17 protein-coding genes are annotated in these 23,570 nt (G+C 60.3%); 7 read left to right on the top strand and 10 right to left on the bottom strand.

What is annotated here, in order from left to right; all coding sequences use genetic code 11:
- Positions 1 to 2 precede the first annotated feature (2 nt).
- Both aroC and GBCGDNIH1_RS13485 read left to right on the top strand, forming a co-directional pair.
- The gene (gene aroC / locus GBCGDNIH1_RS13490) at positions 3 to 1,091 is read left to right on the top strand and encodes a chorismate synthase (protein ID WP_011630932.1); all 1,089 of its coding nucleotides are present in this window, start codon (positions 3 to 5) and stop codon (positions 1,089 to 1,091) included.
- 290 nt (positions 1,092 to 1,381) lie between these two features.
- Positions 1,382 to 5,338, top strand: coding sequence for a Pls/PosA family non-ribosomal peptide synthetase (locus GBCGDNIH1_RS13485; RefSeq protein WP_050748376.1), 3,957 nt, complete (start codon positions 1,382 to 1,384; stop codon positions 5,336 to 5,338).
- A 54-nt stretch (positions 5,339 to 5,392) separates the two neighbouring features.
- Here GBCGDNIH1_RS13485 and GBCGDNIH1_RS13480 read toward each other — a convergent pair whose 3' ends face one another.
- From GBCGDNIH1_RS13480 to GBCGDNIH1_RS13460, 5 genes are all read right to left on the bottom strand, one after another.
- On the bottom strand, positions 5,393 to 6,133 hold the full coding sequence (locus tag GBCGDNIH1_RS13480; protein ID WP_011630930.1) for a TlyA family RNA methyltransferase: 741 nt from the start codon (positions 6,131 to 6,133) through the stop codon (positions 5,393 to 5,395).
- A complete protein-coding gene (dxs, locus tag GBCGDNIH1_RS13475) occupies positions 6,133 to 8,139 on the bottom strand; it encodes a 1-deoxy-D-xylulose-5-phosphate synthase (protein WP_025318061.1) in 2,007 nt (668 codons plus the stop codon). Before dxs ends, GBCGDNIH1_RS13480 begins: the two co-directional genes overlap by 1 nt.
- 69 nt (positions 8,140 to 8,208) lie before the next feature.
- On the bottom strand, positions 8,209 to 9,138 hold the full coding sequence (locus tag GBCGDNIH1_RS13470; RefSeq protein ID WP_011630928.1) for a polyprenyl synthetase family protein: 930 nt from the start codon (positions 9,136 to 9,138) through the stop codon (positions 8,209 to 8,211).
- Positions 9,139 to 9,204: 66 nt separating this feature from the next.
- Positions 9,205 to 9,471, bottom strand: coding sequence for an exodeoxyribonuclease VII small subunit (locus GBCGDNIH1_RS13465; RefSeq protein WP_011630927.1), 267 nt, complete (start codon positions 9,469 to 9,471; stop codon positions 9,205 to 9,207).
- A 105-nt stretch (positions 9,472 to 9,576) separates the two neighbouring features.
- The gene (locus GBCGDNIH1_RS13460) at positions 9,577 to 9,864 is read right to left on the bottom strand and encodes a sulfurtransferase TusA family protein (RefSeq protein WP_025318060.1); all 288 of its coding nucleotides are present in this window, start codon (positions 9,862 to 9,864) and stop codon (positions 9,577 to 9,579) included.
- A 91-nt stretch (positions 9,865 to 9,955) separates the two neighbouring features.
- On the opposite strand from GBCGDNIH1_RS13460, the gene GBCGDNIH1_RS13455 reads away from it, so the two are divergent.
- The 4 genes from GBCGDNIH1_RS13455 to GBCGDNIH1_RS13440 all read left to right on the top strand — a co-directional run bounded on the left by GBCGDNIH1_RS13455 (position 9,956) and on the right by GBCGDNIH1_RS13440 (position 15,789).
- Positions 9,956 to 10,882: an ROK family protein gene (locus GBCGDNIH1_RS13455; protein ID WP_025318059.1), complete on the top strand. Its 927-nt coding sequence runs from the start codon at positions 9,956 to 9,958 to the stop codon at positions 10,880 to 10,882.
- Entirely contained in the window at positions 10,846 to 12,162 is a 1,317-nt protein-coding gene (locus GBCGDNIH1_RS13450) for a DNA polymerase IV (protein ID WP_232449666.1), read from the top strand. Before GBCGDNIH1_RS13455 ends, GBCGDNIH1_RS13450 begins: the two co-directional genes overlap by 37 nt.
- 218 nt (positions 12,163 to 12,380) lie before the next feature.
- Entirely contained in the window at positions 12,381 to 14,246 is a 1,866-nt protein-coding gene (locus tag GBCGDNIH1_RS13445; protein WP_011630923.1) for a DUF6311 domain-containing protein, read from the top strand.
- A gap of 202 nt (positions 14,247 to 14,448) precedes the next feature.
- Positions 14,449 to 15,789, top strand: coding sequence for a hypothetical protein (locus GBCGDNIH1_RS13440; RefSeq protein ID WP_157691952.1), 1,341 nt, complete (start codon positions 14,449 to 14,451; stop codon positions 15,787 to 15,789).
- A gap of 12 nt (positions 15,790 to 15,801) precedes the next feature.
- Here the strand turns inward: GBCGDNIH1_RS13440 and GBCGDNIH1_RS13435 are convergent, their stop codons facing one another.
- From GBCGDNIH1_RS13435 to GBCGDNIH1_RS13425, 3 genes are all read right to left on the bottom strand, one after another.
- The gene (locus tag GBCGDNIH1_RS13435; RefSeq protein WP_157691951.1) at positions 15,802 to 16,806 is read right to left on the bottom strand and encodes a cell envelope integrity EipB family protein; all 1,005 of its coding nucleotides are present in this window, start codon (positions 16,804 to 16,806) and stop codon (positions 15,802 to 15,804) included.
- Between the two features lie 84 nt (positions 16,807 to 16,890).
- The gene (aspS, locus tag GBCGDNIH1_RS13430) at positions 16,891 to 18,678 is read right to left on the bottom strand and encodes an aspartate--tRNA ligase (RefSeq protein ID WP_025318056.1); all 1,788 of its coding nucleotides are present in this window, start codon (positions 18,676 to 18,678) and stop codon (positions 16,891 to 16,893) included.
- Between the two features lie 142 nt (positions 18,679 to 18,820).
- Positions 18,821 to 19,801, bottom strand: coding sequence for a magnesium transporter CorA family protein (locus GBCGDNIH1_RS13425; protein WP_011630919.1), 981 nt, complete (start codon positions 19,799 to 19,801; stop codon positions 18,821 to 18,823).
- A gap of 100 nt (positions 19,802 to 19,901) precedes the next feature.
- On the opposite strand from GBCGDNIH1_RS13425, the gene rnd reads away from it, so the two are divergent.
- A complete protein-coding gene (rnd, locus tag GBCGDNIH1_RS13420; RefSeq protein WP_043452603.1) occupies positions 19,902 to 21,089 on the top strand; it encodes a ribonuclease D in 1,188 nt (395 codons plus the stop codon).
- A 17-nt stretch (positions 21,090 to 21,106) separates the two neighbouring features.
- On the opposite strand, the gene GBCGDNIH1_RS13415 is transcribed toward rnd, so the two are convergent.
- Complete coding sequence (locus GBCGDNIH1_RS13415) at positions 21,107 to 22,597, bottom strand: Ppx/GppA family phosphatase (RefSeq protein WP_011630917.1); 1,491 nt, start codon at positions 22,595 to 22,597, stop codon at positions 21,107 to 21,109.
- A 39-nt stretch (positions 22,598 to 22,636) separates the two neighbouring features.
- Positions 22,637 to 23,563 carry a 50S ribosomal protein L11 methyltransferase gene (locus GBCGDNIH1_RS13410; protein ID WP_011630916.1) on the bottom strand — a complete coding sequence of 309 codons (927 nt, stop codon included), beginning with the start codon at positions 23,561 to 23,563 and terminating at the stop codon, positions 22,637 to 22,639.
- Positions 23,564 to 23,570 lie beyond the last annotated feature (7 nt).

The following is a 23,570-nucleotide window of genomic DNA, read 5'->3' as shown; positions in this document are numbered from 1 at the left end:
TCATGTCCCATAACAGTTTCGGCCATCTGTTCCGCGTCACCACCTGGGGGGAAAGCCACGGCCCCGCCATTGGCTGTGTCGTAGATGGCTGCCCCCCAGGCATTCCACTGACTGAAGCCGATATCCAGCCCGCGCTGGACCGCCGCCGGCCCGGCCAGTCACGCTTCACGACCCAGCGCCGGGAAGCCGATCAGGTACGCATTCTTTCCGGTACGTTCGAGGGCGTTACAACCGGCACCCCGATCGCACTGGAAATCCAGAACACTGATCAACGATCGAAGGATTACGGAGACATCGCGCAGCGATACCGCCCCGGCCATGCCGACCTGACCTATGATCTGAAATACGGCATCCGGGACTATCGCGGTGGTGGTCGCAGTTCGGCCCGTGAAACCGCCTGCCGGGTCGCCGCCGGCGAAGTCGCTCGTAAAATCCTTGGTGCAGGAATCACTATTCGGGCGGCTCTGGTCAGGATAGGGCCCCACGGGATCGACCGCTCACGCTGGGACTGGTCCCAGATTGAGGCCAATCCGTTTTTTTGTCCCGATCCGGTCGCCGCTGAGCAATGGGCGGTCTATCTGGATGAGATCCGCAAACGCGGCTCCTCGGTCGGAGCGGTAGTGGAAGTCATTGCCGAAGGGGTGCCGGCCGGTCTCGGCGCGCCGCTTTACGGGAAGCTGGACAGCGATCTGGCCGCAGCCCTGATGAGCATCAATGCCGTCAAAGGCGTGGAAATCGGGGATGGATTCGACGCCGCCACCCTGACGGGTGAAGACAATGCCGATGAAATCCTCGCCGCCCCCAATGAAGCCGGAGGACCCCATATTTTCGGCTCCAACCATGCAGGCGGCATTCTGGGTGGCATTTCCAGCGGACAGCCGGTCGTCGCGCGGTTCGCGGTTAAACCGACCAGCTCCATCCTGATCCCCCGCCGTTCGGTCGGGAGGGATGGACAGCCGGTCGAGGTCATCACCAAGGGCCGCCACGATCCCTGCGTCGGCATCCGCGCAGTGCCGGTTGGTGAAGCCATGGTCGCCTGTGTGCTGGCTGATCATCTGCTGCGTGATCGGGCACAGAACGGTCCGCGATGAACTGAAATCACCTTGACCGGGCACGACACGGGCAAGCCATATCCCGATAAGCACCTGCACTCTTGATTCAGATTTAATATTATTGCTTCAAAACAACATTGCTTCCTGTCATCAGATACCGTGAAATGATCTCAGCTTTCTGCGACAGGTTATCGCTTGCCATTTCATCATACCCAGCCCGCACCGGTCATGATGCCCGGCAGGTACATTATTAAGCACCCGGAGCCTGCGCGGCGGAATGACAAAGTCCACCGCCTGTCCCCGTGTAATGGAGAGTCGGTTTGAACGACATGCGTGATATCCTTGCTCCGGTCACACCGGACCATGGCTCTCTGGCAGATGTTTTCCGTGTTACCGCCGCTCGTTTGCCTGAAAAAATCGCCATCCGCTTTCGCGGGCAAGCCATCAGCTATGCAGAGCTTGACGCACTCAGCAGCCGCTGGGCAGCCGTTCTGGCAGCACGCGGCATCGGGCCGGGTCGTTTTGTCGGCATCTGGATCACACGCTCCATTGCCCTGCATGCCGCCATTCTCGCGGTTCTGAAAACCGGTGCGGCCTATCTGCCTTTTGATCCCGAAGCGCCGCGTGAACGCGTGGATATCAGCGTCGAGGACTGCCAGGCCGCCGCCGTGCTGGTCGATGCCGCCCATCTGACACTGGCCGATGGGCTGAGCGTTCCCGCAATAACGACCGATACGCTGGATGAAACCGCACCCGCCATCGCGCCCGGTGCCGATGCATTTCAACCGCCTGCTTCAAACGATCCGGCTTACGCCATCTACACATCCGGTTCGACCGGCAAGCCGAAAGGCATTGCCGTCTGCCAGAGCAATATCCGCCATCTCCTGCACTCCGAAAACGCCGTTCTGGGCATCCGCGAGGATGATATCGTCTATCAGGGTTTCTCCCCTGCTTTCGACATGTCGCTGGAGGAAGTGTTCATCTCCTATCTCGCCGGCGCGACACTGATCGTCGCACCGCCGGAGCTGGTCCGCGCCTCCGACGCACTGCCGGATGTGCTGACCGAGGAGAACGTGACGGTCCTGCACTGTGTGCCGACCCTGCTGGCCATGCTGGACCGCGATGTTCCCTCCCTGCGTCTGATCAATATGGGGGGTGAGGCCTGTCCGGCCGCACTGGTGGATCGCTGGTGGAAGCCGGGGCGTCGTCTGCTCAACACCTATGGCCCGACTGAAACCACTGTCACCGCTACCGCGGCAGAGCTGGAGCCGGGCGATCCGATCACCATCGGCTATCCGCTGCCCGGCTATACCGCTTATATTCTGGACGAAACGACGCTGGCTCCTGTTCCTGCCGGTGAGGGCGGGGAGTTACTGATCGGTGGCCCCGGTGTGTCCCTCGGCTATATCGGCCGCCCTGAGCTGACCGCTGAAAAATTCATCCGCAATCCTCTGGTGGCTGCGGATGCATCCGATATTCCCGACCCCGTCCTGTATCGCACCGGCGACAAGGCAAGCTTTGATACCGAAGGCCGCATCGTTTTTCATGGCCGTATTGACGATCAGATCAAATTCCGTGGCTACCGCATCGAAACCGGGGAAATAGAGGCCGAACTCGGCAAGCTGGACGCGGTGCGGGCGGCAGCGGTCGTGCTGCGTGAGGACAGCGCCGGCACACAGCATCTGGTGGCCTTCATTTCCTATGCCGAGGGCGCGACACCCGATGCCGGGACGATCCGCACCGCACTCGCGGCCAGATTGCCCGCCTACATGCTGCCGACCGTGTTTCTGGCACTGGATGAAATTCCCCGCCTGCCCAGCGGCAAGATCAACCGCAAGGCACTCCCCGCCGTCATCGAGACCATTGCACCGGAAAAACGCGATATCGTAGCACCGCGCAACCCGGCTGAGGCAGCATTGGTGGAGGCGGCGCAAGCCGTGTTTCCACATATTCAGGTCAGCACCATCGACGATTTCTTTCAGGATCTCGGTGGCCATTCACTCTCGGCAGCCGGGCTGGTCTCGCGGCTGCGACAGGATGAGCGATTCCGCTCTGTCTCCATTCAGGATCTGTACGAGTGCCGCACACTGGACCGGCTGGCAGCCAAATTTGCCGACACGGCAACCGGGGATACAGAAGCCGTACTGCCTCCTTTCCAGACCGTACCGCCATGGCGTCATCGCCTGTGCGGGGCAGCCCAGTCCGTCGCCCTGATCCCGATTTTCGGACTTCAGGCCATTCGGGACATCGTGCCGTACCTGGTCTTCTCCGCCCTGATGGAATTCGACTGGACTCTCCGTCAGGCGATTCTAGGCACATTATTGACCTTCGTGCTGACTCCGCTGGTCATTACCGCCATCGCCATTGCCGCGAAATGGCTGGTGATCGGGCGCTATAAGCCCGGCAGCTATCCGCTATGGGGAAGTTATTATTTCCGCTGGTGGTTCGTATCGCGGATGCTTCAGGTCGTGCCGGCAGCTTTCATGGCCGATACACCTGCCTACAGTATTTATTGCCGTCTGCTCGGGATGAAAGTCGGCAAGGATGCCCATCTCGGCTCAGTCGGATTCGGGGCCGCCGATCTGATCGAAATCGGCGCCGATACCAGCATCGGCAACGAGGTGTTCCTCAACAATGTGTCGATCGAAGGCGGTATGCTTCATATCGGCCACATCCGGATCGGCACGGATTGCTATGTCGGCTCCCGCGCTGTGGTCGAACGCGATGCAGTGATGGAAGACCGGGCCGAATTGGGCAATCTGTCTGCCCTGTCCGCAGACCATACGATCCCGGCCGGCGAGATATGGAACGGCTCCCCCGCCAGCTTCACTGCGAAAGCCGCACCGGAAACACAGCCGGAACACATCACCCCACTGCGTCGCGTGGTATTCGATACCGCGCTGTCACTGGTGATGGCCGTATTCCCGGTTATCGCCTTCGTGCCATTGCTGCCCGGCATGGTGATCTATGATCAGCTCCATGATGGTCGCTGGAGCATTGGCACGGTGCCGCTCTATGCCCTGATCCCGCTGCTGTCGGTCATGTATATCAGCTTCATGCTGGCCGAGATCGTGATCCTCCGCTGGCTGCTGCTCGGGCGGGTCAAGGAAGGCGTGTATGATGTGCGCTCGGCTTTCTTCCTGCGCAAATGGTTCGTCGATCATTTGATGGAGTTGGCGCTGGGGGCCGTCCATGCCATTTACGCAACACTGTATGTTGTACCCTGGATGCGGGCACTGGGCGCCAAAATCGGCGAATATACCGAGATTTCTACAGCGACCTCTGTCACGCATGATTTGCTGGATATCGGGCCGGAAGCTTTCATCGCCGATGGCGTGATGCTGGGGGACGCGGATATCCGCCATGGCAGGCTATACCTGCGCAAGACCGTCATCGGCCGTCGCAGCTTTGTCGGTAACTCGGCTCTGTTGCCGGATGGCACCTCCATCCCCGATGAATGTCTGGTCGGGTGTCTGTCCGTGCCTCCCGCAACCGACAAGGCACCCCTCAAGGACGGTCAGACCTGCCTCGGCAGCCCCTCCTTTATTCTTCCTACACGGCAGAGCTTCACCTGCCATGCCGAGACCCTGACCTTCCGTCCCGGCCCGATCCGCATCGGCATGCGCCTGTTAATCGAAGGTATTCGGGTGCTGCTGCCGCCTGCACTGTTCATCGCCATGCTGGGTCATGCGATGACCTGTTTCGACTGGACCTATGACCATTACGGATTGCTGGCTTCCTACGCAGCGGTGCCGTTTATCTACTTCGCGGTGATGGGTATCCCATCCCTGCTGAGTGTTGCGCTGATGAAATGGGTGCTGATCGGGCGCTATCAATCGGCGGAAGTGCCGATGTGGACGCCGTTCGTGTGGCTCAGCGAGGCGATTACCGCCACCTATGAAGGGCTGGCGGTACCGTTCCTGCTTGATCCATTCCGCGGCACGCCTTTCCTGCCATGGTCATGGAAACTACTGGGCGCGAAGGTCGGACGCCGTATCTGCGCCGACACCACCGACCTGACCGAATTCGATATGGTGGAAATCGGTGACGATGCCGCACTGGATACGAATTGCGGCCCGCAGACCCATCTGTTCGAGGACCGGGTCATGAAAATCGGTCTGGTCCGGCTGGGTGCGCGCACCTCGCTCGGTACCATGTCCATCGCGCTGTATGGCAGCACGGTGAATGAGGATGCCCGGATCGGGCCGCTTTCGCTGGTCATGAAGGGAGAATCCATCCCGGCCGGCACAGTCTGGTCCGGTTCTCCAGCACGGCGGCAAAGCTGACATCCGGGCTGGATCACCAAAAAAAGCCGGGGTGCAGCAGCATCCCGGCTTTTTTTATTCCTTGACGGCCGCAATCAGAAATTCACGATTGCCTTCCGGGCCGGTGATCGGGCTTGGCTCGATCCCGAGCACGCGCCAGTCGGGCAAAGCCTGCCACCAATCCTGGATCATGCCGCAGACGGCCTCATGCACGGCAGGATCGCGCACCACTCCCTTGGCACCGATCGCCTCTCTGCCGGCTTCAAACTGAGGCTTGATCAGAGCAACAGCCCATCCACCGGGAGCAACCATCTCCAGCGAGGCGGGCAGAACCGTCCGCAGGCCGATGAAGCTGGCATCGCACACAACCACTTCAATCCGGTCGCTGCCGAGACTATCCGGTGTCAGATGACGGGCGTTGGTTTTTTCGAGCACGACAACACGGTCATCAGACCGCAATTTCCAGGCCAACTGACCATGGCCCACATCCACAGCATGGACTTTGAGCGCGCCATGGGTCAGCAACACATCGGTAAAACCACCTGTAGAAGCCCCGACATCAAGACAAATACGTCCCTGCGGTGACAGGCCGAAATGCTCAAGACCATGGGCCAGTTTCAGCCCCCCGCGTGAGACCCAGGGATGATCCTGCCCACGCAGTTCCAGCGGCGCCTCTTCCGGCAGCATATCGCCAGCCTTGGCGATCCGACGCTCCTGAGAGAAAACCAGCCCGGCCATGATCACGGCCTGCGCCCTGGACCGGCTTTCCGTCAGACCGCGCTCTACCAGAAGCTGGTCGGCACGCTTCTTCGCCATCAGGCGGGCTGCGCCGCCGTGACACCGACATCAACCAGTTTCAGGACGGTATCTCGAATGGCCTGGTGGTCAAGTCCGGCCTGTCTGATCTGGTTTGGCTGGGTATCATGGTCGATATAGCGATCAGGCAGGATCATGGAACGGAGTTTCAGCGCATGGCCATCGCGCGCATCCAGCAGGCCGGCTTGCGCCAGATGCTGCATCACGTGGCTGGCATAGCCGCCGATCGAGCCTTCCTCAACAACCACAAGAACGTCGTTCTCCCGCGCCAGACGCTCCACCAGCGCCGTGTCCAGCGGCTTCACGAAGCGGCCATCCGCAACCGTCACCGTCAGCCCATGCGCGGCAAGATCATCCGCAGCCAGCAGAGCATCCTGCAACCGGGTTCCAATGCTCAGGATCGCGATCCCGCTCCGGCCCTCCCGCACGATGCGGCCCCGGCCGATCGGCAGAACATCCCCGCGCAGACGGCCTTTCTCATCACGCGGCAGCGCAACGCCTACGCCTTCACCACGCGGATAGCGCACCGCACTCGGCCCAGAATCATAGGCCGCAACCGTCGCCACAGCATGCACAAGCTCCGCCTCATCGGACGGAGACATGATCATCATCCCGGGCAGACAGCCCAGATACGCCATGTCGAAGCTGCCGGCATGCGTTGCGCCATCGGCCCCCACCAGCCCCGCACGGTCAATCGCAAAGCGCACCGGAAGGTGCTGGATCGCAACGTCATGCACCAGCTGGTCATAACCGCGCTGCAGGAAGGTCGAATACAGCGCGCAGAACGGAACCATTCCCTCCACCGCCAGACCAGCCGCAAACGTCACCGCATGCTGCTCCGCGATCCCTACATCAAAGCAACGATCCGGGAAGCGCTTCTCGAACGCGTCCAGACCCGTGCCGGACGGCATCGCCGCATTGATCGCCACAACACGAGGATTCTCCTCCGCCGCGGCAATCAGCGCCTCCGCAAACACTTTCGTGTAGGTCGGCGGGGCGGGCTTCGCCCCCGGAACAGGCGCAGGCTTGATCTGCTCGCCCGTCACCACGTTGAAACGGCTCACCGCGTGATATTTGTCCGCAGATGCCTCCGCCGGCGCATAGCCATGACCCTTCCGCGTGATCGCATGCACCAGAATCGGACCCGTCTCCTCCGCATCCCGCACATTGCGCAGAACCGGCAGAAGATGATCCAGATTATGACCGTCAATCGGACCCACGTAATAGAAGCCAAGCTCCTCAAACAGCGTCCCGCCCGTCAGGATGCCGCGGGCATATTCCTCCGCTCGACGGGCCGTCCGCTCGATCCCGCGCGGGAAATGGCGCGCCATCTTCCCCGCCAGATCCCGCAGGTTCAGGAAGCTCCGCGAGGACAGCAGACGAGACAGATACGCCGACATCGCCCCAACAGGAGGCGCGATTGACATGTCATTGTCGTTCAGGATCACCACCAGGCGCGACTTCAGGCTGCCGGCATTGTTCATCGCCTCATACACCATCCCGGCGCTCATCGCACCGTCGCCGATCACCGCGATCACATGCTCCGGTCCCGCACCGACCTCGCCCGCCGCACGACGCAGATCGCGCGCCACCGCCATCCCGAGACCAGCCGAGATCGAGGTCGAGCTATGGCCCGCGCCGAACGGGTCGTATTCACTCTCCGAACGCTTCGTGAAGCCGGACAGACCGCCTCCCATCCGCAAGGTCCGGATACGATCACGACGGCCCGTCAGGATCTTGTGAGGATAAGCCTGATGACCGACATCCCAGATCAGACGGTCGGACGGCGTGTCGAACACCGCATGGATCGCAACCGTCAGCTCGATCACCCCAAGCGCCGCGCCAAGATGCCCGCCCGTTACCGAAACAGCGTCCACCGTCTCCGCTCGAAGCTCATCCGCAACCGCGCGCAGTTGCTCCGATGACATGTTCCGTAAGTCAGACGGGTAACGTACTCGGTCCAGTGTCGGAGTCTCATGGCAACGGACAGGGGTTGTTTCAGTCATAAAGTCAGTCTCACTCACACCGACGCGTCTATTCCGGCAGGCCGGAACGGCGCCTCATCAAAAAGCGCTTCAGCTACGGCGCGCCAGAACATAATCGACCAGAGCGGTCAGAATCGCCGCCCGGCCCCCGAACACGGACAAAGCCGCCTTCGCACGGTCGGCCAGAGCCTGCGCCTCGCGCTTTGCACCCTCGATGCCAAGCACGGCAACGAACGTCGCCTTGCCCGCGGCTGCATCCTTACCGGCGGTCTTACCGAGCTCTTCCGCCGTACCTTCGGTATCCAGAATATCGTCGACAATCTGGAAAGCAGCCCCAAGATCACGCCCGTAAGAGGCCAAAGCTTCCTGCTGGGCCGGCGTAGCCGCGCCGAGAATACCCCCGGCCTCGGCACTGTACTGAATCAGCCGTCCGGTTTTCAGGGCGTGCAGACGCCCCACCTGCTCCGCCGTCAGTGCCCGCCCTTCCGATGCCATATCGATCATCTGGCCACCGACCATGCCATCTGCGCCCACAGCCCGGGCCAGAGCCAGCACCAGCGCACAGCGTGCGGCAGGATCGGGATGCGTGGCCGCATCCGCCAGCAATTCGAACGCGCTGGTCTGAAGGGCATCACCGGCCAGAATCGCGGTTGCCTCATCAAAGGCACGATGGGCAGAGGGTTTACCCCGACGCAGATCGTCATCATCCATCGCCGGAAGATCGTCATGCACCAGAGAATACGCATGCAACATTTCGACCGAGGCCGCGGCACGCACACCGGATTCAGCGGCTGCGCCATCGAACAGGGCCGCACTTTCCAGCACCAGAAACGCGCGCAGACGCTTGCCGCCATTCAGAACCGCGTAGCGCATCGCCTCCACCACCCGCGACTCCGGACCGGGGGGAACAGGCAGCAGGCGATCCAGCGCCGCTTCGACCTCATGGGCGCGACGGGTCAGGGCCTCCTTTAAGGCTGAGGCCGGCAGCGTATGGGCAAGCTCAGGCGTCGCCACAATCATATCCGCTTCATTCCCATATGGATAATGGTCATCACAATCCGTTTCCGGCTGTTTCCGGTCGAACTCTCAATCGCTCAGAGGACGGGTACCGGTGACGCCATCCGCTGATTCCACAATCGCCGCCACCCGCGCCTCGACATCTGCAAGCTTCGTCTCGCAGTGGCGACGTAGTGCATTGCCCCGCTCATACGCGGCAATAGCGTGTTCCAGTTTCTGCTGGCCGCCTTCAAGGGCACGCACAATCTGCTCCAGCTCGGCCAGCGCATCCTCGAAAGACAAGGACTCGATGGGAGCGGAAGACACAGATGACGGTCCGCTTTTCGCGTCGCTCATGCCAATTCCTGCCTCTATCCTGCCGCGGGCATTGAAGGGCCAGTCTCGTAGCGGCTGTACGGCGTTTTGGATAGAGCCTTCAGCCCCCGCCGCATGCGTCTCTGATCAGCCGGAAACGATGTCCTGCCCCTCGGCCCGATCCGTGGATGATCCGGGAGGAGAAGGATCGCCGCGGCGTCTGATCACAAAACTGAACACGCCGCCTTCCTCGCTCCAGGCTACCAGAGCATGGCCGGTCTCTCGACAGAAAGCATGGAAATCCGCCACAGAGGCACGATCGGTCGCCTGCACGCGCAGACGTTCCCCCGCCGCCATGCCGCGTAGGGCACGGTTGGCACGGAGCACGGGCAGCGGGCAACTGAGGCCCCTGACATCCAGAACAGTTTCGGCCATGACCCAATTCTCCGCTCTTCTGTCCAACAGGACAAGCCCGCAAACAGGATTGGCGCTTGAGCATGGCCGATAGCTGCGGCATCACGTGATCATGGCGCATGGCATTCCTGATTTCCGCATCGGCATTGATCTCGGCGGCACCAAGACGGAGATCGTCGCTCTGGGACGGGATGGCGATATCCTGTACCGTCTTCGCGCCACAACCCCATCATTTTATGGCTCTTCACTGCAACAGATTGCCTCCATGGTCGAGGCGGCAGAACAGGCGTTGGGCGGGCATGGCAGTGTCGGCATGGGCATTCCCGGCACGATCGACGCCCGGACCGGACTGGTGAAGAACGCCAACTCTACCTATCTGATCGGTCATGCTCTGGATCGTGATCTGGCAGAGCTTCTCCATCGCCCGATCAGGGTGGAAAATGATGCCAACTGCTTTGCACTCAGCGAGGCCTCAGATGGGGCGGCTGCCGGAATGAGCGTCGTGTTCGGCGTGATTCTGGGCACGGGTTGTGGTGGCGGAATTGTGGTCAATGGCCACGCCCTGACCGGACGCCACCGTATTGCCGGAGAATGGGGGCATAATCCGCTGCCATGGCCCGATGCAGAGGATTTGCCCATGCCTGCCTGCTGGTGCGGGCAACATGGTTGCCTGGAAACCTATCTCAGCGGACCGGCTCTGGCCGCCTCCTGCGATGGTCCCGGCTCCCATGATGCTCATGCCCTGCCCGAGCGTGCGCAGACGGGCGATTTCGCTGCGCAACAGGCACTGGATAAACATGCCGATCGGCTGGCCCGCGGGCTGGCGGCGATCGTCAATGTGCTGGACCCGGATGCCATCGTGCTGGGCGGGGGATTATCGGCCATGGACCACCTCTATAGCGCTCTGCCCGGCCTGATGGCCCGCCATGTGTTCAATGACGGTTGCGATACGCCCGTGCTGAAAAATCGCCACGGCGACAGCTCCGGCGTGCGCGGTGCGGCATGGTTATGGCCTGCGCCAGAACCTCTGCCGGGATGACGGCAGCAGAGACCTCGTTGTGCCGGGACTGTCTGGCTGCGCCGGAAGGGTCGCGCTGCGCCTGTGGCTCCCGCAGGATCGTCCGTCATCCGCAACTTCATCAACTGACCGTAGCCCATGTCGATTGCGATGCTTTTTATGCCAGTGTCGAGAAACATGACCGCCCGGAACTGGCAGCGAAGCCCGTTCTGGTCGGCGGAGGCAAACGAGGCGTCGTTGCAGCCGCCTGCTATATCGCCCGGATGCAGGGGGTGCGCAGCGCCATGCCGATGTTTCAGGCCCTGAAAGCCTGCCCGGACGCGGTTGTTCTGCCACCTGATTTTCCGAAATATCGTGCCGCCGCGCATCGTATCCGGGAGATGATGCTGGCCCTGACACCGCTGGTGCAGCCTTTATCCATTGATGAAGCCGCCCTCGACCTGTCAGGCACAGAGGCGCTTCACGGCATGTCTCCGGCCCGTGTGCTCGCACGGTTCGCTCAACAGGTGGAAGCGGCTTTGGGCGTAACAGTCTCCATCGGACTGGCCGCCAACCGGTTGATGGCCAAGATCGCTGCCGGTCGGGACAAGCCACGCGGCTTCAGCGTCATTGGGGCAGACGCCGCGCAGATTCTGGCATCGGAACCCGTCCGCCTGCTGCCCGGGATCGGGGCCGCACAGGCCAGTCGTCTGGCTGCTCAGGGCATCGTGCTGCTGGGGCAGTTGCAGGCACTGGATGACCGGGAAGCACGACGACGCCTCGGCGATGACGGGCCAGCCTTGGTACGAAGGGCACGCGGAGAAGATTCCCGTCGCATCTCCCCTGAGCACGACACGAAATCCATCAGTGCCGAAACCACCTTTGAAGCCGATATCAGCGACCGGGAGACATTGGAACGGCATCTCTGGCGCATGGCTGAAAAACTGGCACGCCGCCTGCGGGAGCAGGATCTGGCTGCATCCGGGATCGTGCTGAAGCTGAAAACCGCCGGTTTCACCCAGCGCACCCGCAGTCGTCGGCTGCACAGGCCGACCGGCCTGCCGGAAACTTTGTTCGAATCCGCACGCAACCTGTTGGAAAAAGAAACCGACGGCACCTGTTTTCGCCTGATCGGGCTGGGGGCTGCACCGCTGGTCAGTGCTGCATTGGCCGATCCCGGTGATTTAATGGACCAGACCAGCACCAGACGCGCCGCCGCCCGGAAAGCGCTGGATCAGCTGCGTGATAAATTCGGAGACCGTGTTATTCAGCACGGACGTGGAATGATATTACCCCCGCCAGTTCCAGGGAGACGATCCTGATACCTTTTTCATCCGAGACGGCTGCCAGAAACCGCCTCAGTTATCTATGGGGACTTCTGATCGGCATCCTGCTGACCAGCACCCTGTTCCCGCTCTCCGCTTTTCTGGGACACTATCAGTCGCCCGCACCGACATCGGCCGATGTAGCCCAGCATATTGTCGGCCAGTGGTATTTTCTGGCTGAGCCCTGGAACTGGCCTCCTCTGGTCTCTCACAGAATGGCCGATACGGCTGTCAGCCTGACCGACAGTATTCCTCTGACCATTTTACTGGCCAAACTGTTTCAACCATGGCTGCCGAAAGGATTTGAGACCGTCACAATCTGGCTGACGCTGTGCTGGATCCTGCAACCGGTTGCCGCCATATATGCCCTGCGCGGTCTGGGGGAAAAGCGGCTGCTGCCTGCGCTTGCCATCGCGGTGATGGCGGTTTCCATGCCGACCTTCATCTTCCGCATCGGACATGCCGCCCTGTGCGGGCATTTTCTGATCCTGCTGATGGTCGGACTGTATTTCAGACTCTGTACCGGACCGCGCCTGTCGCTCCTGGTCGCAGGCTGTGTGCTGACCGTGCTGAGCCTGCTGATCCATCCTTATCTGATGGTCATGGTGGCAAGCCTGTTTCTGGCGGTTCCCGTCACACTCAAGCTGCGTGGAGACAAAGGCTGGCGCCAATGCGCCGCTGCCGTCGCGCTGACAGGTGGACTTGTTGTTTTGACCGGATATGGGGCCAGTCTGTGGGGAGCCAAGTCAGACGGGGGATACGGGTTATACTCCATGAACTGGCTGGCACCTTTCTACCCCACAGGCTCCGCCCTTTTTCCCAACCATGAGATGGCCACCATTGATGGAACAGGTGGTCAATATGAAGGCTTTCAGTATCTGGGCGCAGGTCTGTTGCTGCTGCTGTTTTTCACAATCCTTCCACGGCTCGCTCCATCCTGCCTGCGGCGCCTTGTACGGGGTGGGTGGCGCCGGCATGGTGGCCTGATCGCTGCCTGCCTTGCCCTGACGATCCTCGCCCTATCCCATGAATGGTATGTTGGGCACCATCGGATCGCCATATTGCTGCCCCATCCGCCCGCAGTCCTTCAACAGATCAGGGCCAGCGGACGCCTGTTCTGGCCGGTGAGCTACACCTTGCTGCCGGTCAGCATCGCAGCCATTGCAGCATGGAAAGGCACCTGTCGGCCTATGTTCGGCATGGCTCTGATCGTACTGGCGGCCGGACTTCAGTTTCTGGATACCACCCAGTTGCGAGCAGGTGTGCGTGCCGAATCGCACCAGCAAGTGGCCTCACCGTTTGACAGTACGAAACTGCGCACCATTCTGGCCGGGCAGAGCAGGCTCAATATCTATATGCCTGCCCGTTGCTGGAACAACGACATCAGTGATCTGATGCAGGTTCTGTGGGTTGCCGCCCAAACCCCCATTGCCGTGAACACGATGTATACGGCCCGCACCAACACTGCCGCCGGATGTTCACTGGACGCTGCCGGGGGAAGCACGCTGGCACGGGGTGAGGTCAAGCTGTTCCTGCCCCATCATCAGGCGGCTGCGTTTCTGGTCGATCACGCGGCGGAGCAATGCAGGGCCCTGGGTACACTCGGGGTCTGCACTGCCGATACAGCAAGGATAGAGGGGCTGCCTGCCATCGAGTTGCCTCATGCCACCAGTGGAGAGCGCCTGCCTGCCAGCGCCGGGCATATGCTATCCACTCTGCTGGTCCAGGGCTGGCTTGAACCGGCCGGATGGGGAACATGGAGCGTCGGCCCGCAAGCCGATCTCCTTCTTCCCGCCATCGGTGATGGCGCCCTGCATCTGGTTGTTCAGGCTCAGGGCTTTGCCCCCGTCAGTGGAGGCAGCCAGCATGTCACCGTTTTACAAAACGGTGCGTCTGTCGCGGAATGGGATCTGACCGATATGCAGATCAAAACCTATCAGGCAGAGTTGCCACCCGTCACCGGCCTGCGCCGCCTGACCTTCCGGATTGCCCACCCGATCTCGCCCACGGAACGCAAATCCTGGCCTTTTGACAGTCAGATCGGGTTTGGACTGGAAGCGGTGACCGTTTCAGAAAGATAATAAAAAATTTTCTCTCCATAAAATATCAGGGATATCCTTATAAGATTATGATATTTTATAAGGATATTTTCCTTGATCTTGAATGAAGAACTGGAATTAAGAAAAAACTTCACCGTATAATAGAACGATGAAGGCACGTATCATCCAAAAATCGCTTACAGATTTTCTGGAGTTGTCAATTGCAGCGTTGATATCGCTTTTTTTGACTGTCTCCATTGCCATTTATGTCCGCCTGATCCCGCTCAGCCGATGGCAGGCTGATGAATTCATTACATTTGCTCATAATCGGGATACAGGTCTGCCGTTTATTCTGGATCGTTTTTTCCACTGGAGTCCCAGGCCGGTCTCCGAGTCGATTCTCTGGCTGTATTATCTTGCATCAACTGCTTTGCATCGCCCCCTGATCACCGCGATCATCGGCAGCTTATGGGCGGTTCTGATCATCAGCGGGCTATCCATCCTGAGACACCGCAGCAACAAAAAGCTGCTCCAACTTTGTTTGTGTCTGGCACTGCCCGCCTTCTATCTGCTCGATACCGATCCGACCGAGGTATTTTTCTGGCCTCAATCAGCCGTTGCTTATGTCACGACACTGGCAGCCATCACCTTGCTATTCTGGGAGATCGCCAGCAACACACCTGTTACCTCCACCCGATCCATCGTTCTGTTGATCATTGCCGCATGGAGCAGTGAAACCGGCGCGTTTTTCGTCTTCCTCTTCACCCTCCTGAACGTTCCATCCGCCTTTTCCGAGCAACCGCTGCTGCCCGCATTTTTTCGCTGGAGTCTGCCTCTGCTGGGATCAGGAGTGATCCTCTTTCTACTATTGCTGGGAAGGGTTGGTACTCCCGAACTTCCTATCCAGACAGGTCACTATATTCACCATGTTCTTCCCAGCGCACAGGCAGCTACAGGCGTAATGATGGATGAGCTTGGCTTTTCAACACAGAACCAAATGCCGCTTGGCTGGATTCATCTGCTGTTTTTTCTGGGAGCACGCTGGTGCTGGCGCAGTATTCACCGCGATGGAACCCGGATTCGAGCCGGGCTTCTGACAGGGTTTGCACTTGCCCTTTTATCAGCCGCTTATATCTCCATTCTTGCGGCCTATTATCAATTTGATTACGTCTGCTGCGCCCGGCATGGCACGATCCGTGAGAGCTATATTCTGCTGGCGGTCATGGCCCTCGGATTTGCGTCAGCCCGCTGGCCCCTGATCGACACACGATATTTACGGGCCGTGTCAGCATTGCCATTCGCATTAGCGCTTCTGCTCGCTCTGCCTGTTCGCCTGCCAGCGCTCCAGCATGATCATGCCCTCATTGATCAAGTCACTGCGGCGAAAGCAGCGACATGGGCATCCGGCACAGCCCACGCTGAAGCGATGACTTTCTATCAACAGCCGGATGGCATGATCGTCCATAATGGCTATCTGCCAGCAGGCGATTACGTAATGGGGCAAACGCGGAACTGGATTCCGGTCGGGATCATGCAGTTCTTTCACAAGCAGAAGCTGAGCGTCACTACCGCACCACCGCCATAAGCGATGGACAAATCAGCATTTATGCGGGAGTGACTTGAAGGATGCGATGCCGCCCTTCAGCTTGAAATCGCCGAAATTCATGGTGAGATCATCCGCCACGCCATTCAGCCAGTATCGCATACCGGCCTGATAAGCAGGCTCTATCCTCGCCTTGTCGGTGTCGAAGAACGACACCAGCACTTTGGCGCTCGGCATGTCCTTCAGCAGGTCAATCTTGACCGGAACCGATTTTTTCCAGTCGAGCGCTACGACAAATGTATCCTGCACGCCATCCGCCGATGTTCCATCAAACAGGGGCAGGGCCGAAAATTTGATCCCGTCCTCCGCTGCGGCCAACAATGCCGCCGTATGCATCATCGGGAAGAACGTACCGGCCTGGATCGGCTTGGTCATCGGACGCGGCAGATCGTAACGGATCGTCCCGCTGTGGCCGAAACCATCCATAGAGGCTTCACCCGCCGTTTCCTGCGACACGGCGGTATCAGTCGTCTGTCGCATGTGAAAGCGCATGCGGGTGCCGTCTTTGGATTCCCAGGTGGTGTAATCCGAAACCATCTGGATATCCTGACCATCCCGATTGGAAATGGTCATCTCCAGACGCTGCCGTGTGGCCCAGCCGTCACAGGCATCAATGACCTCGTAATCCATACCACCGCGAGCGCCAATTACATCCCCGGTCGGCGTACCATCCAGCGTCAGATCGTAATGGATGCGATGCGCCGCCATCCCGGAGGCAATCTTGAGAATCTGCGCCTGATCCGGGCGGGCTGTTGACGTCATGGAGGAGGCGGACTGGGCCACCTGCACGATATCGTGAGAAGCAGGTTTTTCTGTTGCATGCTCTCCGCCGGCTGCCAAGGCAGGGAGGACGGAGAGTGAGACGCTGCTGACCCCGCCGAGCATCAACCCGGCCAGCGCCAGAGAAAAGCGCGTGATTGAGGGCGCTTCCCGGATAGACCCGGTCCCTTGATCTACATGGATACGAGAAGGAACAAGAAAATCGCGGATACGTGCCATGCGGGAAGGATAAGAGCCTCCCCCCATGCTCGCCAACCCCCGCCAGAGCGGAAAATGCTGCTCAGGCAGAGGGGAAGGCCGATATTACCCCTTTTTAACCACAGGCGGTTTCTCGATCCGTAAGGACAGTTCTTTCAAACGGGCAGGCTCGACCTCGGCCGGGGCACCCATCATCAGATCCTCGCCTTGCTGATTGAGCGGGAACAGGATCACCTCGCGGATATTCGGCTCATCCGCCAGTAACATCACCATGCGGTCAATGCCCGGCGCGGCACCACCGTGTGGGGGTGCGCCGTAGCGAAACGCATTCAGCATGCCGCCGAACCGTGCCTCCACCTCGCTGGCCGGATAGCCCGCGATCTCAAACGCACGGATCATCAGATCGGGACGATGGTTACGAATAGCCCCCGATGAAAGCTCAATCCCGTTGCACACGATGTCGTACTGATACGCCTTGATCGTCAGCGGATCCTGATTGTCGAGCGCATCCAGCCCACCCTGCGGCATGCTGAACGGGTTATGACTGAAATCGATCTGGCCGGTTTCCTCGTTCAACTCATACATCGGGAAGTCGATGATCCAGCAGAAGCGGAACTCGTTCTGAGCGATCAGGTTCAGCTCCTGACCCAGCCGTGTCCGGACGGCGCCCGCGAATTTGGCCGCTTCCAGCTTTTGTCCTGCCGCAAAGAACACCGCATCTCCCGCCTGCAATCCGCAAGCCTGACGGATGGCTTCCGCACGCTCCGGCTCCAGATTGCGGGCAATGGGGCCTTTCGGACCCTCCGCATCGAAAATGATGTAGCCGAGGCCACCGGCCCCTTCCGCACGCGCCCAATCATTCAGCTTGTCGAAGAAGCTGCGCGGGTTTCCAGCAGCGCCCGGTGCCGGAATAGCACGGACGATCCCGCCCGAAGCCGCGATCTTGGCAAACAGCCCGAAACCGGAACCGTCGAACTGAGCCGTCACATCGGTGATCCGCAGCGGATTGCGCAGGTCCGGCTTGTCGGAGCCGTATTCCAGCATCGCGGTTTCATAGGGAATGCGCGGGAAAGGCGGCTTGGTCACCTCACGACCGTTGGAGAACTCCTCGAACACCTGCGCCATCACCGGTTCCAGTGCAGCAAACACGTCTTCCTGCGTGGCGAAGCTCATCTCGAAATCGAGCTGATAGAATTCACCGGGGGAACGGTCAGCGCGGCTGGCCTCATCACGGAAACAGGGGGCGATCTGAAAATAGCGATCAAAGCCCGCTACCATCGCCAGCTGCTTGAATTGTTGCGGCGCCTGCGGCAACGCGTAGAACTTGCCCGGATGCAGACGGGCCGGCACCAGAAAGTCGCGCGCACCTTCAGGGGAGGATGCCGTCAGGATCGGGGTCTGAAATTCGGTAAAGCCCTGCTCAATCATACGGCGACGCAGGCTGGCGATGACCTGGGCACGCAGCATCATGTTCCGATGCACGCGCTCCCGCCGCAGGTCGATATAGCGGTATTTCAGCCGCAATTCATCGGGATAGGATTCAGTGCCCGCCACCTGCAGAGGCAGCACCTCGGCCGAGGACTGAACATCCAGCGCAGTTACCCGGAGTTCGATCTCACCGGTCGGCAGTTTCGGGTTCACCGTCCCTGTTTCACGTGCAACAACCTGCCCGGTCACGGTGATGACGCTTTCGGGGCGCAACTTTTCAACCGTCGCGAATATGTCAGTGCCGGAGGCGAACACACACTGCGTCAAGCCGTAATGATCACGCAGATCAATGAACAGCAGACCGCCATGATCGCGCTTGCTGTGAATCCAGCCGGACAGACGGGCTTCCGTTCCGGTATCGGCGGCGCGCAGGGCGCCACAATCATGGCTGCGATAGGCGTGCATCGGGTCAATCCTCGCGGCGTCCACCTCCGCCGGCCAGGCGGAAGCGGCACATCTTTTCAGGCAATCCCCGAAAAAGCCGGGGCGCGACTGAGTAGCCGATGGCCGCCATCAGGCAAAGCCCATAATGCCGCGAAAAACCGCTTCAGAACCATCCCCGTATCCGGAACCACGCTATCGTCAGCAGGATACTCAGCACCATCAGCCCGAGACTCATCGGATAGCCGTAATGCCAGTCCAGCTCCGGCATCAGCTTGAAATTCATCCCATAAATGCCGGCAATCAGCACTGGCGGGATACCAGCGACCGACACGATCGTCAGCACCTTCACGATCCCGCTCTGCTCGATATTAATAAACCCGAGTGTCGCATCGAGCAGGAAATTGAGCTTCATGTTCAGATGATTCTCATAGTCGTTCAGAGATGCGATATCGGCTTTCAGCGACTCCAAACGTGCCGTGAGCGTGTCCGACAACCAGTCCTGCGCGTTCGTGATCACATAGGGCACAATCCGCCCTACCCCAAGCAAAGTGTCGCGAATCTTGCCCAGCCTGTCGCCCAGCTGGCCGATCCTGCGCAGAGATGCCTGCAACATACGATCCGCACGGGCCGGCCTGCGGGACGTCTGACGGCTTTCCCTGAAAATTGTGCCGGAGACACGATCAATATCGGTCGCCGTCATTTCCAGCACATCGGCCAGCCGATCAACCAGCGCCTCGATCAGGGCGACCATCAAGCGGAAACCGGAACTGCCGCCCGCCTGTCTGGCCGCGAGCGCTTCATGCAGTCGATCAAAAACCTGCGCTTCCTGAAACCGGATCGTGATCAGGCGCTCCCGGTTCACCACCATACCCAACGGTCCTATGACCGGTTCCTCACTCGACCGGCTGACCAGCGGCATGCTGAGATACAGGGTTTCCTCATGCAGGCGCAGACGGCTGGAATTTTCAATCTCCTCCAGCGCCTGACGTGAAGGAATAGACTGCCCGGTTTCCTGAGACACCAGACGGATTTCCTCTTCCGTCGGATTATGCAGATCAATCCAGCCAGCCTGCGCCAAACAGTCAGGGGCAATATGTCCCGCCTGGTCTTCCGCCTCATGGGCCGCCGGGAATACCCTCAACATGGCAGCATGCCTTCCAGCCTCTCAGTTCCATCGTATTCCGGCTCATCAATCACGCCATTGGTCCTTCCGCCCCCGCACACACGGGTATAAAAGCAGCCCTATGTCCCGCCAGTCCCGCTCCAGATTTCCCAGCCCCACCTTGATTACAAAAAGCGAAGACCTCGCAGCGTTATGCACGACGCTGCGCAGGGAGCCATACGTCACCATTGATACCGAGTTCATGCGAGAACGCACATACTGGCCGGAACTTTGCGTCGTGCAGCTTGGCGGGGCGGATTGCGTCGCCGTGATCGATACGCTGGCACCGGAACTGGACCTCGCCCCGGTGGGAGAATTGCTGGCTGATCCGGCGGTGATCAAAGTGTTTCATGCCTGCCGGCAGGATATTGAAATTTTCCTGCTGCGCTTCGGCTCCATCCCGCAACCGATGTTCGACACACAGGTCGCCGCCATGGTGGCGGGGTTTGGCGATCAGGTCGGCTATGACACGCTCGTTTCCTCCCTGACCGGAGGACATATCGACAAGGCACACCGGTTCAGTGACTGGTCCCGCCGTCCCCTGTCTCAGGCCCAGATCGACTATGCCGCCGCCGACGTCACCCATCTGCGTGGCGTGTATGAGACCCTCCGTGACCGGCTGGAAAAAGAAGGCCGTCTGGCCTGGGTGTCCGAGGAAATGGCGGTGCTGAACGATCCCGCAACCTATCGCACCGATCCGGTCACGATGTGGGAAAGGCTGCGCCCCCGCACCAATAACCGGCGCTATCTGGGGTTGCTGCGGGCTATCTGTGCATGGCGTGAGGTTGAGGCACAGCGCCTGAACATTCCACGGCAGCGTCTGATCAAGGATGAAAGCCTGCTGGAAATCGCCGCGACCTCCCCTGCCGATGCAGAGTCTCTGGCGCAGGCCCGTGGAGTCGGGCGCGGCTTTGCGGAAGGCCGGTCAGGCGCCACCCTGCTGGCGGCCATTGCCGAGGCCAGGGGCCTGCCCGACGCTGATCTTCCCGCGATTCCACGCAGCCGGGAGAGTGGGGCGCGCCCTTCTCCCGCTCTCGTTTCATTGCTGAAAGTGCTGCTGGCGGCCAAAAGCGAACAGCATAACGTCGCTCCGAAACTGCTGGCTTCCTCGGAGGATCTGGACCGGCTGGCGACCGAGGCGGAACCAGACGTGCCCGCTTTGACCGGATGGAGGCGGGATGTCTTCGGTCAGGATGCTCTCGCCCTGAAAAATGGGGAGATCTGTCTTGGGGTGGATGGGAAACAGATCAAACTGATCACCACAGGCTGACCAGACAGCCCAGTCGCTTACCCCTCCGTAATCATAGGTCGCAGGCCCATGATCTGGGCCAGTTGCTCCAGCCTGCGCACCACGCTTTCACCGGCAAAAACACCCCCACCGCGATGCAGCCGCAGTTCCAGTGCTCCATCCCGGGCGTCCAGACCCGCCAGTGCCAGCAGCGCCGGCGTGCCACCGGATAATGTATAGGCCAGCCGAAGGGCATGCCCCAAAATGTCTGCCCGAAGTGCGGCAGCACTATCCAGCAGCAAACGCGCCGGCAGCAGCCAGGGGGAAGCCGGATCGGCCTCATATCGCATGGCAATCGTCAAACCCAGAAAAGCCCGGCCATGATGATCGAGGCCGCTGCCCGGCTGACGCAGCAGATAATGAAACGCCTGCTCTGCCCTGAATTCCGGGTGATCGTGATGCCCGATATCGGACATCAGACAGCAGGCTTCGCGCAGGCGCCTTTGTTCCTCGGTCTCATCGGGGAATAATCCATCCGTCCAGGCGCACAGACGGCCAGGCAGAGCAGGATCACGGCTATAAAGCCGCGCATCTTCCTCGGCGACCGCCCGCAATGGATCACGTGCGGCGATCTCCGGCGGGATCATGCGCATATACCAGCCCTCGCGCAGTCCATTGGCAGAGAATACAACACGACGGCAGCCGGTAGCGCGCAGCAACCGACGCAGTACCAGAGCCGCATAGGGCAGATCTTCCATGCGGCGGCGCGGAACGGCAGGAAGCCGCTCCAGCCCTTTCGGACTGGCGGAAGCGATGACACCGGTCAGATCCCGCGCCTCATCCCGGCTGATCGTGTAATGGTGCACCATATTCAGCGGATAACCGGTTTGAGCCATATGGATACGCGCCATTGCGCGCCATGCCCCGCCCACCAGCAGCAGATCCTGGCCCGGCTCCTGCCCCAGCCACGGTACGGAAGCAAGGTCAGTATCGACCAGTGTCCGCGCCTTGGCCGGATCGCCCCCGGCACGATCCGCCAGCCGGATGACCCCAAGCCGCAGGGTAGCGGCATCTTGGGCCTGCCCCCCATCCAGCCGTACGACTTCCAGCGAGCCACCACCAATATCGGCCAGAATACCTCTTGCCTGCGGCATACCGCACAGCACACCCTGTGCCGACAGCGCGGCTTCTTCATGCCCTGACAGCACCAGAATCGGCACGCCCGGCATGATCCGTTCCAGTGCCGCTACAAAATCAGGACCGTTTTCGGCATCCCTTACCGCGGCAGTCGCCAATACTTCGAACGGATCGGCATGCATCGCGCGGGCCAGCGCGTAATACCGCGCCATGACAACCAGCGCCTGCCCGACCCCTTCATCGTTCAGACGTCCTGTGGTCTGCAATCCGCGCCCGAGCCGGAGCACCGCTTTTTCGTTGAAAATCGGTAACGGATTCCGTGACTGCCCCTCAAACACCACGAGGCGGACCGAATTGGACCCCAGATCAACGACCGCAGCACGTTTTCTGTCAGTCGGAAGAGGAAGAAGCATTCAGCACGTCTCTTCTTTGATGATGATAGGCGTCTTGAATTATGCCGCAGAGACCGCTTTTTCCAAAGAGGCCACCGGACGCTTGTGCAGGATCAGCGTCATCCAGTGTCCCTGCGGAATCGCTTTCCACAGCACCAGCCCCTGGCGGCGATAGGCTGCCAACACCATCCGCATCTGGGTTGCCAGCAATCCGGCCAGAATCACATGCCCACCCGGTTCCAGAGACTGCGCCAGAGGATAGGCCATACCACAGAGCGGGCGCGCCAGAATATTGGCAAAAATCAGATCATAAGGTGCCCTGGCCCGGATCGGACGTCGCTTCCATCCATCCGAGACAAGACAGTCGAGCTGCCTTGATACCCGGTTCAGCACTGCATTCTGCTGTGCGGTACGTACCGACCATGGTTCGATATCCGCCGCCATCACCCGCACCGGATGCGGCTTGATCAGCCGTGCCGCCGCCATGGCAAGAATGCCGGAGCCTGTTCCCAGATCAATCACCCGCCGCTTTGGCGAGGCTTTTGCAGCCAGTTGCTCCAACGCCAGCAGACAGCCACGGGTCGAGCCATGCTCGCCAGAGCCGAACGCAACCCCCGCATCCAGACGCAACGTGATCCGGCCCGGCGTATCGGGGCCATTCAGATGTGTGCCGCGCACCGCAAAACGGCGACCTACGAGCTGTTCGGGGAATGATTCATAGGTGCGGGCAAGCCAGCCATCGGCAGGCGTTTCGGTGCGGATGATCTCCGCATCCGTACCGCTGGCAAGGCGGGCCAGCGCCAGAGCCTGATCGAGGCCCGGTGTGCCACGCTCCCTGACCCCCTCGATATGCCAGAGGCCGGTATCCTCATCCAGCCAGAGACCGACATTGCCGCACACGGTCTGAAACGCCGCTTCATAAGCGTAGACGGCTTCATCGGGAACGATGACGCGCACCGTCTCCAGAGCGGTGGCATGGCGGCTCATTGATCTG

It is taken from the genome of Granulibacter bethesdensis CGDNIH1 (assembly GCF_000014285.2).
GTDB classification, from domain to species: Bacteria; Pseudomonadota; Alphaproteobacteria; order Acetobacterales; family Acetobacteraceae; genus Granulibacter; species Granulibacter bethesdensis.
This window is presented reverse-complemented; position numbering and strand designations above follow the sequence as displayed.